This window comes from Streptococcus oralis (genome assembly GCF_019334565.1).
Classification (GTDB): domain Bacteria; phylum Bacillota; class Bacilli; order Lactobacillales; family Streptococcaceae; genus Streptococcus; species Streptococcus oralis_CR.
In genome coordinates, this window is sequence record NZ_CP079724.1 from 470,183 (window position 1) to 483,432 (window position 13,250).

At 42.4% G+C, this 13,250-nt stretch carries 19 protein-coding genes; 9 read left to right on the top strand and 10 right to left on the bottom strand.

Annotated features, from left to right (window positions below; translation table 11 throughout):
• Positions 1-14 precede the first annotated feature (14 nt).
• The 7 genes from queF to KX728_RS02505 all read right to left on the bottom strand — a co-directional run bounded on the left by queF (position 15) and on the right by KX728_RS02505 (position 3,564).
• The gene (gene queF, locus KX728_RS02475) at positions 15-506 is read right to left on the bottom strand and encodes a preQ(1) synthase (RefSeq protein ID WP_000082579.1); all 492 of its coding nucleotides are present in this window, start codon (positions 504-506) and stop codon (positions 15-17) included.
• A gap of 17 nt (positions 507-523) precedes the next feature.
• Positions 524-1,240 carry a 7-carboxy-7-deazaguanine synthase QueE gene (gene queE / locus KX728_RS02480; RefSeq protein WP_193431769.1) on the bottom strand — a complete coding sequence of 239 codons (717 nt, stop codon included), beginning with the start codon at positions 1,238-1,240 and terminating at the stop codon, positions 524-526.
• Positions 1,233-1,676 (bottom strand): 6-carboxytetrahydropterin synthase QueD, encoded by a 444-nt coding sequence (gene queD / locus KX728_RS02485; RefSeq protein WP_215804907.1) that lies wholly within the window; start codon positions 1,674-1,676, stop codon positions 1,233-1,235. Before queD ends, queE begins: the two co-directional genes overlap by 8 nt.
• Positions 1,676-2,329, bottom strand: a complete 654-nt coding sequence (gene queC / locus KX728_RS02490; protein WP_095725852.1) for a 7-cyano-7-deazaguanine synthase QueC — start codon at positions 2,327-2,329, stop codon at positions 1,676-1,678. The genes queD and queC overlap by 1 nt, the downstream gene beginning before the upstream one ends.
• Positions 2,330-2,531: 202 nt before the next feature.
• The gene (gene trxA, locus KX728_RS02495) at positions 2,532-2,846 is read right to left on the bottom strand and encodes a thioredoxin (RefSeq protein WP_215804906.1); all 315 of its coding nucleotides are present in this window, start codon (positions 2,844-2,846) and stop codon (positions 2,532-2,534) included.
• 15 nt (positions 2,847-2,861) lie between these two features.
• Positions 2,862-3,083: a DUF4649 family protein gene (locus tag KX728_RS02500; protein ID WP_000570264.1), complete on the bottom strand. Its 222-nt coding sequence runs from the start codon at positions 3,081-3,083 to the stop codon at positions 2,862-2,864.
• Between the two features lie 100 nt (positions 3,084-3,183).
• On the bottom strand, positions 3,184-3,564 hold the full coding sequence (locus tag KX728_RS02505) for a MarR family winged helix-turn-helix transcriptional regulator (protein ID WP_215804905.1): 381 nt from the start codon (positions 3,562-3,564) through the stop codon (positions 3,184-3,186).
• 195 nt (positions 3,565-3,759) lie between these two features.
• On the opposite strand from KX728_RS02505, the gene KX728_RS02510 reads away from it, so the two are divergent.
• Positions 3,760-4,134 carry a CidA/LrgA family protein gene (locus KX728_RS02510; protein ID WP_000781325.1) on the top strand — a complete coding sequence of 125 codons (375 nt, stop codon included), beginning with the start codon at positions 3,760-3,762 and terminating at the stop codon, positions 4,132-4,134.
• Positions 4,131-4,826 carry an LrgB family protein gene (locus tag KX728_RS02515; RefSeq protein WP_215804904.1) on the top strand — a complete coding sequence of 232 codons (696 nt, stop codon included), beginning with the start codon at positions 4,131-4,133 and terminating at the stop codon, positions 4,824-4,826. The genes KX728_RS02510 and KX728_RS02515 overlap by 4 nt, the downstream gene beginning before the upstream one ends.
• A 31-nt stretch (positions 4,827-4,857) precedes the next feature.
• Here KX728_RS02515 and KX728_RS02520 read toward each other — a convergent pair whose 3' ends face one another.
• The 3 genes from KX728_RS02520 to KX728_RS02530 are packed head-to-tail and all read right to left on the bottom strand — an operon-like array spanning position 4,858 to position 6,667.
• Complete coding sequence (locus KX728_RS02520; protein WP_215804903.1) at positions 4,858-5,586, bottom strand: hypothetical protein; 729 nt, start codon at positions 5,584-5,586, stop codon at positions 4,858-4,860.
• Positions 5,587-5,601: 15 nt separating this feature from the next.
• Entirely contained in the window at positions 5,602-6,297 is a 696-nt protein-coding gene (locus KX728_RS02525) for an ABC transporter ATP-binding protein (protein WP_215804902.1), read from the bottom strand.
• Positions 6,298-6,301: 4 nt separating this feature from the next.
• Positions 6,302-6,667, bottom strand: a complete 366-nt coding sequence (locus tag KX728_RS02530; protein WP_000119117.1) for a GntR family transcriptional regulator — start codon at positions 6,665-6,667, stop codon at positions 6,302-6,304.
• A 140-nt stretch (positions 6,668-6,807) separates the two neighbouring features.
• Between KX728_RS02530 and nrdR the strand changes: the two genes are divergently transcribed.
• From nrdR to KX728_RS02565, 7 genes are all read left to right on the top strand, one after another.
• Positions 6,808-7,281, top strand: coding sequence for a transcriptional regulator NrdR (gene nrdR / locus KX728_RS02535; protein ID WP_001203676.1), 474 nt, complete (start codon positions 6,808-6,810; stop codon positions 7,279-7,281).
• Entirely contained in the window at positions 7,282-8,445 is a 1,164-nt protein-coding gene (locus KX728_RS02540; protein WP_215804901.1) for a DnaD domain protein, read from the top strand. It abuts the gene before it with no gap.
• Positions 8,446-9,342 (top strand): primosomal protein DnaI, encoded by an 897-nt coding sequence (dnaI, locus tag KX728_RS02545; RefSeq protein WP_033630098.1) that lies wholly within the window; start codon positions 8,446-8,448, stop codon positions 9,340-9,342.
• On the top strand, positions 9,339-10,052 hold the full coding sequence (locus tag KX728_RS02550; RefSeq protein WP_033630097.1) for an NADPH-dependent oxidoreductase: 714 nt from the start codon (positions 9,339-9,341) through the stop codon (positions 10,050-10,052). Before dnaI ends, KX728_RS02550 begins: the two co-directional genes overlap by 4 nt.
• Positions 10,053-10,065: 13 nt before the next feature.
• Positions 10,066-11,376 carry a ribosome biogenesis GTPase Der gene (der, locus tag KX728_RS02555; RefSeq protein WP_033630096.1) on the top strand — a complete coding sequence of 437 codons (1,311 nt, stop codon included), beginning with the start codon at positions 10,066-10,068 and terminating at the stop codon, positions 11,374-11,376.
• A gap of 227 nt (positions 11,377-11,603) precedes the next feature.
• A complete protein-coding gene (locus KX728_RS02560) occupies positions 11,604-12,455 on the top strand; it encodes a TPM domain-containing protein (RefSeq protein ID WP_215804900.1) in 852 nt (283 codons plus the stop codon).
• A gap of 160 nt (positions 12,456-12,615) precedes the next feature.
• On the top strand, positions 12,616-13,212 hold the full coding sequence (locus KX728_RS02565; RefSeq protein ID WP_000812473.1) for a LemA family protein: 597 nt from the start codon (positions 12,616-12,618) through the stop codon (positions 13,210-13,212).
• Positions 13,213-13,250: the final 38 nt, after the last annotated feature.

The following is a 13,250-nucleotide window of genomic DNA, read 5'->3' on the forward strand; positions in this document are numbered from 1 at the left end:
TTTTTCGTATCTGTTTAACGGTTGTCAATTTTCTCTGGATAAAGGTCGTGTTGAAAGAGGCGTTGTTCTGCCAATCCTTCATACTTAGTTCCAGGTTTACCGTAGTTGTAGTAGGGGTCGATTGAGATGCCACCGCGCGGAGTGAATTTTCCCCATACCTCTAAATAGCGAGGGTCTAGCAAGTTGACCAAGTCTTTCCCGATGGTGTTGATACAGTTTTCGTGAAAATCCCCATGATTTCGGTAGCTAAAGAGGTAGAGTTTGAGGGATTTTGACTCGACACAGAGCTTGTCAGGAATGTAGGAAATATAAATCGTCGCAAAGTCTGGCTGAGCAGTGATTGGGCACAGGGAGGTAAATTCAGGACAGTTGAATTTAATAAAATAGTCATTTTCAACATGACGATTGTCAAAAGATTCGAGGACTTCTGGTTGATAGTCAAAAATGTAGTTGGTTTCTTTGTTGCCGAGGAGGCTAAGGTTTTTCATTTCTTCTTGTTGTGACATGATTTTTTCTTTCTAATTTAAACACCACGTTGGTTGTCGTAGAGGAGGGTATGAAGTTGAGGAAGGACGCGGACATTGCCCCAGCTATCGTCAGCAGCGACGCGTTCCCAGAGTTCTTTGAGGCGATCTAGTTGGTCTTGGACAATATTGCCTGTAGCCTTGGGCTCAGGATTTCCAGCCGATAAGAAGAGGACATCTGGTTGGTAGCGTTCTTGAATCCCTTTAGCAAAGGCCAAATCAGCATCATCAAAGACAGGAATTTTAAAGGTGACCTTGTCTGGATCTAGTTGGGAAACGATAAAGTCCAAGGTCTCGAAGTTGATTTCCATCTTGGATGAAGGAGGCTTGGGACTCAGGGTGACCTGATCGATATCTTTTAACCAATTTTGCCAGCGGGAGCCTTGGGTCTCAACTGCCAGAGTGACACCACGTTCCTTGAGCTTAGTGACCAGTTCAGCCATGTTAGCTGCTAGGATAGCAGGATTTCCCCCAGATAGGGTAACGTAGTCGTAGCTTCCTAGTTTGTCTAAGGCAGCAATGACTTCGTCAGCGGTCATGCGAGTTGGTTTTTCAGAACCATCCCAAGTAAAGGCAGAGTCGCACCAGTCGCAGTGGTAGTCGCAACCAGCAGTGCGGACAAACATGGTTTTCTGCCCAATAGCACGGCCTTCACCTTGAAAGGTTGGGCCGAAAATTTCCAGAACTGGTAGTTTGAGGACACGTTCCCTAGTCATCTAACCACTCCCGTCTAAACTCCGCAAAGGCAGTCGGAGTTTCATAGAGGCGAACGTATTCCAAACGGAGACCGCGCTCGTCAGGCAACTCTTGACTCATGGTTTGGAAAATCCAGTAAACCATATTTTCAGCAGTCGTGTTCATATAAGGCAGAGTTTCATTGAGATAGCGATGATCCAAGTGGGGTTCTAAGTAGTTCTTATAGATCGCTTTGATATATCCGAAATCGTGGGTCATACCCCGTTCATCTAAAAATCCACTGACAGCAACTTGCAGATGATAGGTGTGGCCGTGCAGGGATTTGCATTTTCCCTCATAGTGAAAGAGGTGGTGGGCAGCATCGAAGGTGAACTCTTTTGATACCAAGGTTCTGTGAGGATTGTAGACAAGAGACTCCCCCGTTTCCTGTTTGATTTCTTTGGGTGCAAAAAACATTAGCCCACTCCTTTCTGTGAGAGATAAACATCAAGGCCATGCTGACGTAAGTGACATGCTGGACAATCACCGCAGCCACTACCGATAATCCCATTGTAGCAGGTTAAGGTCTTCTCACGAACGTAGTCAAAGGCACCAAGTTGGTCGGCTAACTCCCAAGTTTCAGCCTTGTCTAGCCACATGAGAGGTGTTTGGATAACAAAGTCGTAATCCATGGCAAGGTTGAGAGTAACATTGAGGGATTTGACAAAGACATCCCGACAATCAGGGTAGCCTGAAAAATCTGTCTCACAGACACCTGTCACGATGTCTTTAATGCCTCGTTGCTTGGCAAGAACTGCTGCAAAGGAAAGAAAGAGGTGGTTGCGGCCGTCAACAAAGGTATTGGGAACCTCTCCCTCTTTTTGCTCGATCTCCAGATCAGAGGTCAGGGCATTTTCAGTGATTTGTCCTAGCAGAGACATATCTAAGATGTGATGACGAATGCCTTGTTCCTTAGCGATTTCTCTAGCAACTTGAATTTCGAGATGATGGCGTTGGCCGTAGGCAAAGGTGACGGCTTCGACTGTTTCATAGTGTTCTTTAGCCCAAAATAGGCAGGTTGTGGAATCTTGACCGCCGCTAAAGACGACCAAGGCTGATTGACGTTTCATAGTACTCCTTCCAAAATGGGAAATGTTCAGAGCACGCAAAAAGCTCCCTTGAGGGGAGCTAAAAAATACCAAGTAGAGGTTTTTTTTAGCGATGGCATGTCCCAAACATCGTAATATTCTACCTACAGTCTAGCATATTTTTTGAAAAATGGCAAAGGGCAAGAAAAAAGAGACCAAATAAAGTACTTGGTCTCTAGTGTGATTAGCTCAATTCAGCAACGATGGCCTTGATTTGTTCTGCAGTGTGAACACCTGCAACCTGTTTCATAACTTGGCCATCTTTCTTGAAGAGAAGGGTTGGGATAGACATGATTCCAAAAGCACGAGCTGTGTTTGGATTTTCATCAACGTCCATTTTAACGATTTTCAAGACATCTTCTGAAAGTTCTTCAGACAATTTGTCCAAGATTGGACCTTGCATACGACATGGACCACACCAAGTTGCCCAGAAGTCTACCAAGACCAAACCGTCTTTTGTTTCTTGTTCAAATGTTGCATCTGTAATTGCTTTTGCCATTGTATTTCTCCTTTTTTAGTTATATTGGCTTAAATCTTGTTTCATGAGATAGAAGAAGACATCTCCATAAGTCCCATGGTAGTCCAAATCATGACCATTGTAGGTTAATTTTTGGACAGTGTAGTAATCTGCGACGCCGATGAGGCAGGCTTGTTGAGAACGTTCAAAGTCTTGGTATGACTCGAAAGTCATGGTTCTCTCTTGCTTGCTGGCGTCTAGATAGGTAATTTCGATCATATAAAACTCCTTTGTTGTTCGATCTTGACTTTATTGTACTCCTTGAAAAGAGGAATGTCAAGAAAAATGATTGCGCACGCAACTTTTTTAAAAAATCTGATTAAGAAATGAAATCAAGACTCGTTTCCAGACTTTCTTCGACGGCCTTTTGCAGGTAAGCTAGGGTTGTTTGTCCCTCGTCAGTCAGGCAGATAAAACTAGCCCGTCTATCCTGATCACAACATCGGCGACTAAGCAAGCCACAGTTTTTCTCTTCTAGTCGGGCCACCATTCGAGAAACAGCGCTGGGACTGAGATGGAGTTTATCGGGTAAATCAATCTGTCGTAAGGATTTTTCATCAGCTAGATCCAGATAGTAGAGTAGGTAAAACTCTTTTAAGGTCAACCTTTGTTCAGTCTGCTGGGCGATGGTTTCTTCTAACAAGGCTTCCATTTCCTTTTGACGGCGGTTGTAGTCAAACCACTTTTCCAAATAGGTCATTGCTTTCTCCTTTCTTTTCAAAGTAAAATCACAAAGTCATTACTGACTGTCTCTCTAACACAAGATGATTGCGCATGCAATGATTATACTACTTTTAACTAATCTTTGCAAGAGAGAAGAATTGCGATATTTCCTTGAAATTTTCTGAAAAAAGAGTAAACTGGTATGCAAGAAGTCTATTTCGTGGAGTTTAGGATGAAATTATATGTTCAATTAATGATTCTCTTTGTGATTTCTCTTATCGGAGAGGGAATTTCTAGTTTCTTTCATCTGCCCATCCCAGGCAGTATTATCGGTTTGATTATTCTTTTTCTAGCCCTGCAGTTCAAGTGGCTGAGAACCAGACATGTCAATATGGTCGGGAATTTCTTGCTGGCCAACATGACCATTCTCTTTTTGCCGCCAGCAGTGGGTATCATGGAAAAGTTTGATGTTATTGCCCCTTATCTTTTGCCCATCGTCTTGATTGTCTTTTTTGCGGCTGTCATCAACATTATCCTTATTGCCCTAGTGGTTCAGTTTATCAAGAGACGATTTGAGGGAGATTATGAGAAAGGAGATGCCAAATGAGTGAATTTGTATCCAATCCTCTGTTTGGGATTGCATTATCTATTCTAGCTTATCTAGTGGGGATCTTGATTTACAGACGTTTTCCCCATCCATTGACAACGCCCCTGCTTTTGTCAGCTATTTTTATCATTATTTTCCTTAAGGCGACGGGTATTTCTTATCAAGATTATTACCAAGGTGGGGTTTATCTGAACAACTTGATAGTCCCATCGACCGTGGCTTTAGGGATTCCGCTTTATAAGAGCTTTCACTTGATGAAGCACCATGCTCGGAGTATTCTCTTTGGTAGTCTGCTAGCAGTAGTTGTCAATACTAGCTTTACTGCCATAGTAGCGAAAATATTTGGTATGGACTTTTTCCTAGCCATTTCTCTCTTTCCCAAGTCAGTAACAACCGCCATGGCAGTGGGAATCACAGAAAAATTGCAAGGTTTGACGACTGTGACCTTGGTCGTCGTAGTGGCCACTGGGATTTTGACCAGTGTGATCGGACCAACCCTTTTGAAGTGGCTGAAAATTGACGACCCAGTAGCAGTCGGGCTTTCCCTTGGAGGAACAGGCCACGCAGTTGGAACGGGAACAGCCTTTCGATACGGCTCGGTAGCAGGAGCCATGGGTGGCTTGGCTATTGGTGTCACTGGTATACTCTACGTCTTTGTCAGCCCCATTGTAGCCAGTTTGATATTGAGTTAAAGAAAAACCCAGCTTTCTAGCTGGGCATTTTTTATTGCAAATTAACCTTGTTTTTCAAAATATAGTAGGTTCCGAGATAGTAGATAGCTGATAAAAAGAGATCGCGTAAGATTTCTGTACCAGCCATCACGTTAAAGTCATTGTCAACTCTTAAGAAGAAAGTGATATAACCAATAACGATGGAAATGACGATATAGGCTAGAATCCCCATAGCTGTTCGATACTCGTTAAAGAGTTGCCCGATAGAGATAGAGAGGTAAATGGATAAAATCCATGCGATCGAACTGATAAACAGTGATAGGGCATACAGCCAGCCGTAGCTGAGGTAAGGGGAAATGAAGTTATAGAGGGCAGTGAAGTCTTTTTCTATTGGTGTTAAGAAGAAGATAATCAATATACTCAAGATAAAGACGATATAGCTTAAGATGGACCAGATAAGACCACCTAAAAGTTTTGCGGTGATGATTTGGTGCTCTGAGACAGGCAAGGTCAAGGTCAAGTACCCTTGGCGGTCATAAACACTCCCCTTGAATCTTCGGATGATTAAAAAGATTGTTGCAATCCAAAGAGTGACGCTGAGTCCTCCAAAGACTAGTACTAAAAAGAAGATGAAATAAGCAGCATTGTTAGGATTGTAACTCTGGCTAAGACTGCTAATAAAAGCTCCAATCAAAACTGAAATTGCAAGTACAGCACCGTAGAGTGCCAGATACCATTTATTGACATTTTTAAATTCATAACGAACTAGATTCCAAAACATAATAATCTCCTTTGCTTAGGCTTTAAATTCCTGGCGGAAGAGCTGGTCAATTGATTCACCTGACTCGTAACGAATATCATCAACATTTCCTTGGCGGACGACTTTCCCGTCTTTGAGGAAGATGATCTCATCCAAGATTGGCTCAATATCTGAAATCAAGTGGGTTGAAATCAGCACCGTAGAGGTTGGTGAGTAGTTATTGATGATGGTATTGAGGATATAATCACGGGCAGCTGGATCCACGCCTCCGATTGGTTCGTCCAGAACGTAGAGGCGGGCTTCACGGCTCATAACCAAGATGAGTTGGACCTTTTCCTTGTTCCCTTTTGATAGTTTCTTGAGGCGACTGTTTTCATCAATACCGAGATCGGTTAAAAGGTGTTGGGCTTTTTCGAGATTGAAATCCTGGTAGAAGGTTTTAAAATAGGTTAGAGCATCCTTAACCTTCATCTCTTCATTGAGGTAGGTTGTGTCTGGCAGATAGGAAACGATCGCCTTGGTAGCAGGACTTGGATCCTGTCCATTAATGAGGACACGTCCTTTATTTGGTTGAAGGAGACCATTGATCAGTTTGATCAAGGTTGTTTTTCCGGATCCGTTTGGTCCAAGGAGCCCGACAATCTTTCCAGCTGAGATCTCTAGTGAGATATTGTCAAGTACCGCAGTTGCTCCATATGATTTTGTTACATTTTCAAGTGCTAGTAGTGTCATAGTCTTAAACTCCTTTAATATAGTCGCTTAATACATTTGGCAGTTCTTCTTTTTTGTAGCCAAATTGAAGCATGCAAGAGACGAATTGTTGCAGTTGCTCCTCAGAAAGTTGTTTGCGGGACTGAAGGATGAGGTCCAAATCCTCGGTGACGAATCGACCAGTTGTCCGCTTGCTGTATACAAATCCTTCACGTTCGAGGTCAGACAAGGCGCGCTGAATGGTATTAGGATTGACCCCAGCCTCGCTCGCCAAATCTCTCACGGTAGGGAGCTGTTGGTTGGGTTCCAGTTCATGGGAAACAATCTGTAATTTGATTTTTTCCATAATCTGTAAATAAATCGGTTTTGTATTATCAAATGACCAGGACATCATAGTCTCCTTTCTTTGCCTTTATTGTTCTAATCAAATAATACAATAAAACAAAAAACTTGTCAAGTAAAAATAAGAATTGTTTTGGGAATTGCTCAAAAAATGGTATAATGAAAAGAAAACGACAAGGAGGGAAATGCATGCGTTGTCCAAAATGTGGGGCTACCAAGTCTAGTGTTGTTGATAGTCGACAAGCCGAAGAAGGAAATACCATCCGCCGAAGACGTGAGTGCGACGAGTGCCAGCATCGTTTTACAACCTATGAACGAGTAGAAGAAAGAACGCTGGTTGTCGTCAAAAAAGACGGTACACGTGAGCAGTTTTCGAGAGATAAAATCTTTAATGGGATTATTCGCTCAGCCCAGAAACGCCCTGTTTCGAGTGATGAAATCGGCATGGTGGTCAATCGCATCGAGCAAAAACTCCGTAGTCGCAGTGAGAATGAGATCCAAAGTGAGTATATTGGGTCTTTAGTCATGGAAGAATTGGCAGAGCTTGATGAGATTACCTATGTACGTTTTGCCAGTGTTTACCGTAGCTTTAAGGATGTGAGTGAGTTGGAGAGCCTTCTTCAGCAGATCACCCAGTCCTCTAAGAAGAAAAAGGAAAAATAGATGAAACCAAATGACCGTTTTTCTTTTCTAAAGAATAATCGGGTGTCGCAAGATACCTCTTCTCTGGTGCAGTGCTACCTCCCGATTATCGGTCAGGAGGCACTGAGCCTCTATCTATATGCCATTACCTTTTGGGATGGTGGACAAAAGGAACACCTCTTTTCCCATATTCTCAACCACTTAAACTTTGGCATGCCGACCTTGCTCCAATCCTTCAAAGTCTTATCTTCCTTAGATTTGTTGACCCTTTATCAGAAGGGGGAAAACTATGAATTACAGCTTCATTCTCCCCTCCCCAGTCAGGATTTTCTAAGTCATTCTGTCTATAGCAGACTGTTAGAGAAAAAGATAGGGGATGCAGCTGTTTCTGCTATGAAACAGGCACCAAGTGAGGGAGAAGCTCTCTCTGTTTCTTTGAGCCAAGTATTTCCAACCTTGACTGAAGAAGTGACACCAATCGAGTCAAAAAACAGGGTGAAAAATGATTTTGACTTGGAACATTTCCAGCGCCTGATGGCTCGGGATGGCTTGCGTTTTGAAAACGAGCAGGCGAATGTTTTGGAATTGTTCGCCATCGCAGATGAAAAAAAATGGACCTGGTTTGAAACCTATCAATTAGCCAAGGCGACAGCAGTAGCTCAGGTTATTTCAGTCAAACGCATGCGTGAAAAGATAGCACAAAAACCAGCTACTTCTGACTTTAGCCCCAAAGAAATGACCATTATCAGGGAAGCCAAAAATAAAACTCCCCTAGAATTTTTAGCCGAAATCAAGCAAACACGTAAGGGGAACATCACCCAAAGTGAAAGAGAACTCCTTTACCAGATGGCGACTTTAGGCTTGTTGGACGAAGTCATTAATATCGTCTTACTTTTAACCTTTAACAAGGTTGATTCGGCCAATGTCAATGAAAAATACGCTATGAAAGTCGCAAACGACTATGCCTATCGCAAGATTCGGACAGCAGAGGAAGCTGTGCTTCGGATTAGAGAGCGTCAGCAAAAAGGCCAGGAAGACAAAAAATCAAAAACTAGCTCGACTAAGACAAATGTTCCTAAGTGGAGTAATCCAGAATACAAGAATCAAACCAGTGAGGAGACTCGTCTGGAACTAGAACGCAAAAAACAAGAAATGTTAGCCCGATTAGAAGAAGGAGGAGACTAAATGGAAAGTGTTGGTGACGTTATCAAACGTCAGACAAGTCGTTTTCAGTATCAGGACCTAGTCCAGCAGATCATGAAGGACCCAGATGTAGCGGCTTTTATCCAGAAAGAATCCCTCAGCCCAGAGGAGTTAAATCGAAGCATCTCCAAGTTCAACCAATATATCACAGAACGGGATAAGTTTCTTCGTGGGGATGCGGACTATATAGCGCGTGGCTACAAGCCCATCTTGGTCATGAATCACGGTTATGCGGATGTGTCTTATGAAGAAACACCAGAACTAATCGCGGCAGAAAAAGAGGCTGCAATTAAGAATCGTCTCAAGTTGATTAATCTACCAGCCAGTCTCAAGAAAGCGAAATTAGCTCAGATTGACCTGGATGATCTAGGACGTTTACCGATTTTTGAGAGACTCTATTCCTTTGTTGACCTTTACCCAAGCATCCGAAAAGGCCTCTATCTTTACGGAGATTTTGGTGTTGGTAAGAGTTTCATGATGGCAGCCTTAGCTCACGACCTATCTGAAAAACGTGGGGCCTCAACAACTATTCTCCACTATCCAAGTTTTGTCATTGATGTGAAAAATGCCATCGGTGAAGGCTCTGTGAAGACCTTGGTGGATGACATCAAGTTAGCAGAAGTTCTGGTCTTGGATGATATTGGTGCAGAGCAGTCGACTCCTTGGGTGCGTGATGAGATTCTCCAAGTCATTCTTCAGTACCGCATGCAGGAAGATTTGCCAACCTTTTTCACTTCCAACTTCAATTTTGAAGATTTGGAAAAACATTTTGCAAAAGGCAAGAACGGAAATGATGAAACTTGGGAATCTAGACGTGTCATGGAGCGTATCCGTTATTTAGCAGAGGAAACAAGATTAGAAGGAGAAAATCGTCGATGACAGAAACGATTAAATTAATGCAAAGCCACTCATCAGTGCGCAGATTTAAGGAGCAAGAGATTCCTCAAGAGGACTTGAATGAGATTTTAAAGGCTGCCCAAATGGCTTCAACTTGGAAAAATTTCCAATCTTATTCAGTGATTTTAGTAAGAAGTCAAGAGAAGAAAGATGCTCTGTATGAACTAGTTCCTCAGGAAGCTATTCGTCAATCAGCAGCATTCTTGCTCTTTGTTGGTGATTTAAACCGTGCAGAAAAAGGAGCTCGTCTCCATACCGATACTTTCCAACCTCAAGGTGTGGAAGGTCTCCTCATTACTTCTGTGGATGCTGCTTTGGCTGGACAAAATACCTTGCTTGCGGCAGAAAGCCTAGGCTATGGTGGAGTGATTATTGGTTTGGTGCGTTATAAATCTGCTGAGTTAGCAGAATTGTTCAAGCTTCCTGATTATACTTATCCTGTATTTGGTATTGCACTAGGTGTGCCGAATCAAAAACATGATGTGAAACCAAGATTGCCTCTTGACCAGCTTGTTTTTGAAGAAGAGTATCAAGAAGTCTCAGTTGAAGCAATTGAAGCTTATGATCGTGTACAAGCAGAGTATGCTGGTGCGCGTGCGACTACAACTTGGAGTCAACGTCTTGCAGAGCAATTCGGTAATCCAGAACCAAGTTCGACTAGAGAAAATCTTGAACAGAAGAAGTTATTGTAGAAAGTGAGAAAACATGGCCTTACCAACTGTTGCCATCGTAGGACGTCCCAATGTTGGGAAATCAACCCTGTTTAACCGTATTGCAGGGGAACGCATCTCAATCGTAGAAGATGTCGAAGGAGTAACACGGGACCGTATCTATGCTACTGGTGAATGGCTCAACCGTTCTTTCAGTATGATTGATACAGGAGGGATTGATGACGTTGATGCTCCCTTTATGGAACAAATCAAGCACCAGGCAGAAATTGCCATGGAAGAGGCTGACGTGATCGTCTTTGTAGTTTCCGGTAAAGAAGGAATCACGGATGCAGACGAATACGTAGCACGTAAACTATATAAAACCCATAAACCTGTTATCCTTGCCGTTAACAAGGTTGACAACCCAGAAATGCGAAATGATATTTATGATTTCTACGCTCTTGGTTTGGGTGAACCTCTACCAATCTCGTCTGTACACGGTATCGGGACAGGTGATGTACTGGATGCTATCGTAGAAAATCTCCCACATGAAGTCGAAGAAGAAAATCCGGATGTCATTAAATTCAGCTTAATTGGACGTCCAAATGTCGGAAAATCTAGCTTGATCAATGCTATTTTGGGAGAAGATCGTGTGATTGCTAGTCCCGTAGCTGGTACAACTCGTGACGCTATCGACACGCATTTTACAGATGAAGATGGTCAAGAGTTTACCATGATTGATACGGCAGGTATGCGTAAGTCTGGTAAAGTCTATGAAAACACAGAGAAATACTCAGTCATGCGTGCCATGCGAGCTATTGACCGTTCAGATGTAGTCTTGATGGTCCTCAATGCCGAAGAAGGTATCCGTGAGTATGATAAGCGTATCGCTGGATTTGCCCACGAAGCTGGTAAAGGGATGATTATTGTAGTCAATAAGTGGGATACTCTTGAAAAAGATAACCACACCATGAAAAACTGGGAAGAAGATATCCGTGAGCAGTTCCAATATCTGCCTTACGCACCGATTATCTTTGTTTCTGCTTTGACCAAGCAACGTCTCCACAAGCTACCTCATATGATCAAACAAATCAGCGAGAGCCAAAACACTCGTATCCCATCAGCAGTCTTGAATGATGTCATTATAGATGCTATTGCTATCAACCCAACACCGACAGACAAAGGGAAACGCCTCAAGATTTTCTACGCTACCCAAGTGGCAACCAAGCCACCAACCTTTGTCATCTTTGTCAATGAAGAAGAACTTATGCACTTCTCTTACTTGCGTTTCTTAGAAAATCAAATCCGCAAGGCCTTTGTCTTTGAAGGAACACCGATTCACTTGATCGCGAGAAAACGCAAGTAAGTCTTGCTTGTTTTCCTATAAAAATAAATTGAAAGAAGACTTCATAGTCTTCTTTTTTCTATCTAAAAGGGGAGAAAAGAACCTATCAAATTGGAGGAGAATCTGTCATCAAATTTCAATCATTTTCCTAGATTTTGTAATCTATTTGTAATGAAAATGCACTTTTTTTGTAAAAATCAAAATGCTATAATTCCTTAAATCAATTTTCCTTTATCAGGGAGGTTATTATGAAAAGAAGCAGATTATTTAAACATAGTTTGTTGGTTCGCTTGCTTGGATTGCTGATGGTCTTTCTCTTCTTGTCAGCATTTACAGCACCTGAAAAACCTGAGTACGGAATCTATGACCCGGATCATTATTTAACGGATGAGACTATAAGTCAGATTCGGGAATTGAATAATGTCAATAGTAAAAAATCAGAAAAATTCCAGATGGGTGTTTACGTTGTGAAAAGCTTAGATGGAGAAACAATCGAGACTGTAGCCAATGAAACAGCTAGAGCTTGGAAGATTGGCTACTCGGGAGACAATCACGGTGTCTTGATTGTGGTAGCAGTCCAAGATAGAAAATCACGGATTGAAACCAGTAATAATGTGGCCAGTAAGATCACTGACTATCAGACTCACAGGTTCTTGACAACAGCACGTCCTTACTTTAAAAATGGTGATTATAACAAGGGTGTTCTCTCAATAGTCAATAATCTCAACTACATGTTCTATAGTGGATCGAGTACGACTGCTTCAAGTTCTAAAAGTAGTTACGACTATACTACCAACTCTAGTCGCTTAAGGGAACTGGAAAGGTATGCTGGTGAGAGGAGTTCTTCACGACGTCATCGAAAAAGCAGTTCGAGTGACGGAGTTATCGGATTTGGAATTCTCATTTACTTCATCGTGATGATTATCGGATTTCTATTTGGTGGTCGTGGTGGCGGTTCACGTGGAGATGATTCTGGCGGTGGCTGGTGGGGCAGTGACTCATCAGACTCAGGTTCCTCTTGGTCTGATTCGGGCTCCGACTCATCTGGAGGCTGGGACGGCGGTGGCTTTGATGGCGGTGGTTCGTCTGATGACTGGTGAGTGATCATATATTGCTCAAACCGATTTCTCCATACAGTAAGGTGACTCCTTTGCAAGAGTTCACTCCTTAATTAAAAATAAAAACAAAGTTTGGGAAATTGATTTAAAATCTGAGTATTTTCTCAGAAAAGTTGATAAAAGAAAGTGTTAAGGTTTTGATATGAAACAAAATAAAGTAATTCTCTCAATAGTAGCGATTTTCTTTGGACTACTAGTTCTGGGAAGTTGTTCCGCAGTGACGACCTATAATGGTCTAGTTGGTGAACAGACTAAAGTGGAGCAGGCTCAGGCCGATGTCTCGACAGCCCTCCAACGTCGTTCGGACTTGATTGGTAACTTGGTGGAGTCCGTTAAAGGACAAATGAATCATGAAACCGAAGTCTTTACCAAGATTGCGGATGCTAGAGCTAAAATCGGTAGTAGCTCTGTGACATCGGAAGAAAACCAAAAGGCTCAGGGAGAATTGAGCTCAGCTCTTTCCCGCTTGATTTCCTTGACGGAGAATTATCCAGAACTCAAGAGCAATCAAAATGTTGAGCAACTAATGGTCGAACTTTCAGGCAGTGAAAATCGTATCTTTGTAGCACGTAAGGATTATAACAAGGTCGCAGCCGAGTACAATCAAAAGTTGAGAAGTTTTCCAACCGTGCTTTTTGCGAATATGATGAACTTTAAAGAAGCTGAAACCTTTAAAGAAACAGAAGAAGCCAAGACAGTTCCTAAGGTCGATTTTGGAACATCTTCATCAAGTCAATAAAGTGAATCAGCCTATGAATAAAGGAATTTCTCTAGTAT

Coding starts and splice junctions, on each gene's coding strand:
- queF (WP_000082579.1), bottom strand. CDS start 506: ATGTCACAACAAGAAGAAATGAAAAACCTTAGCCTCCTCGGCAACAAA.
- queE (WP_193431769.1), bottom strand. CDS start 1,240: ATGACTAGGGAACGTGTCCTCAAACTACCAGTTCTGGAAATTTTCGGC.
- queD (WP_215804907.1), bottom strand. CDS start 1,676: ATGTTTTTTGCACCCAAAGAAATCAAACAGGAAACGGGGGAGTCTCTT.
- queC (WP_095725852.1), bottom strand. CDS start 2,329: ATGAAACGTCAATCAGCCTTGGTCGTCTTTAGCGGCGGTCAAGATTCC.
- trxA (WP_215804906.1), bottom strand. CDS start 2,846: ATGGCAAAAGCAATTACAGATGCAACATTTGAACAAGAAACAAAAGAC.
- KX728_RS02500 (WP_000570264.1), bottom strand. CDS start 3,083: ATGATCGAAATTACCTATCTAGACGCCAGCAAGCAAGAGAGAACCATG.
- KX728_RS02505 (WP_215804905.1), bottom strand. CDS start 3,564: ATGACCTATTTGGAAAAGTGGTTTGACTACAACCGCCGTCAAAAGGAA.
- KX728_RS02510 (WP_000781325.1), top strand. CDS start 3,760: ATGAAATTATATGTTCAATTAATGATTCTCTTTGTGATTTCTCTTATC.
- KX728_RS02515 (WP_215804904.1), top strand. CDS start 4,131: ATGAGTGAATTTGTATCCAATCCTCTGTTTGGGATTGCATTATCTATT.
- KX728_RS02520 (WP_215804903.1), bottom strand. CDS start 5,586: ATGTTTTGGAATCTAGTTCGTTATGAATTTAAAAATGTCAATAAATGG.
- KX728_RS02525 (WP_215804902.1), bottom strand. CDS start 6,297: ATGACACTACTAGCACTTGAAAATGTAACAAAATCATATGGAGCAACT.
- KX728_RS02530 (WP_000119117.1), bottom strand. CDS start 6,667: ATGTCCTGGTCATTTGATAATACAAAACCGATTTATTTACAGATTATG.
- nrdR (WP_001203676.1), top strand. CDS start 6,808: ATGCGTTGTCCAAAATGTGGGGCTACCAAGTCTAGTGTTGTTGATAGT.
- KX728_RS02540 (WP_215804901.1), top strand. CDS start 7,282: ATGAAACCAAATGACCGTTTTTCTTTTCTAAAGAATAATCGGGTGTCG.
- dnaI (WP_033630098.1), top strand. CDS start 8,446: ATGGAAAGTGTTGGTGACGTTATCAAACGTCAGACAAGTCGTTTTCAG.
- KX728_RS02550 (WP_033630097.1), top strand. CDS start 9,339: ATGACAGAAACGATTAAATTAATGCAAAGCCACTCATCAGTGCGCAGA.
- der (WP_033630096.1), top strand. CDS start 10,066: ATGGCCTTACCAACTGTTGCCATCGTAGGACGTCCCAATGTTGGGAAA.
- KX728_RS02560 (WP_215804900.1), top strand. CDS start 11,604: ATGAAAAGAAGCAGATTATTTAAACATAGTTTGTTGGTTCGCTTGCTT.
- KX728_RS02565 (WP_000812473.1), top strand. CDS start 12,616: ATGAAACAAAATAAAGTAATTCTCTCAATAGTAGCGATTTTCTTTGGA.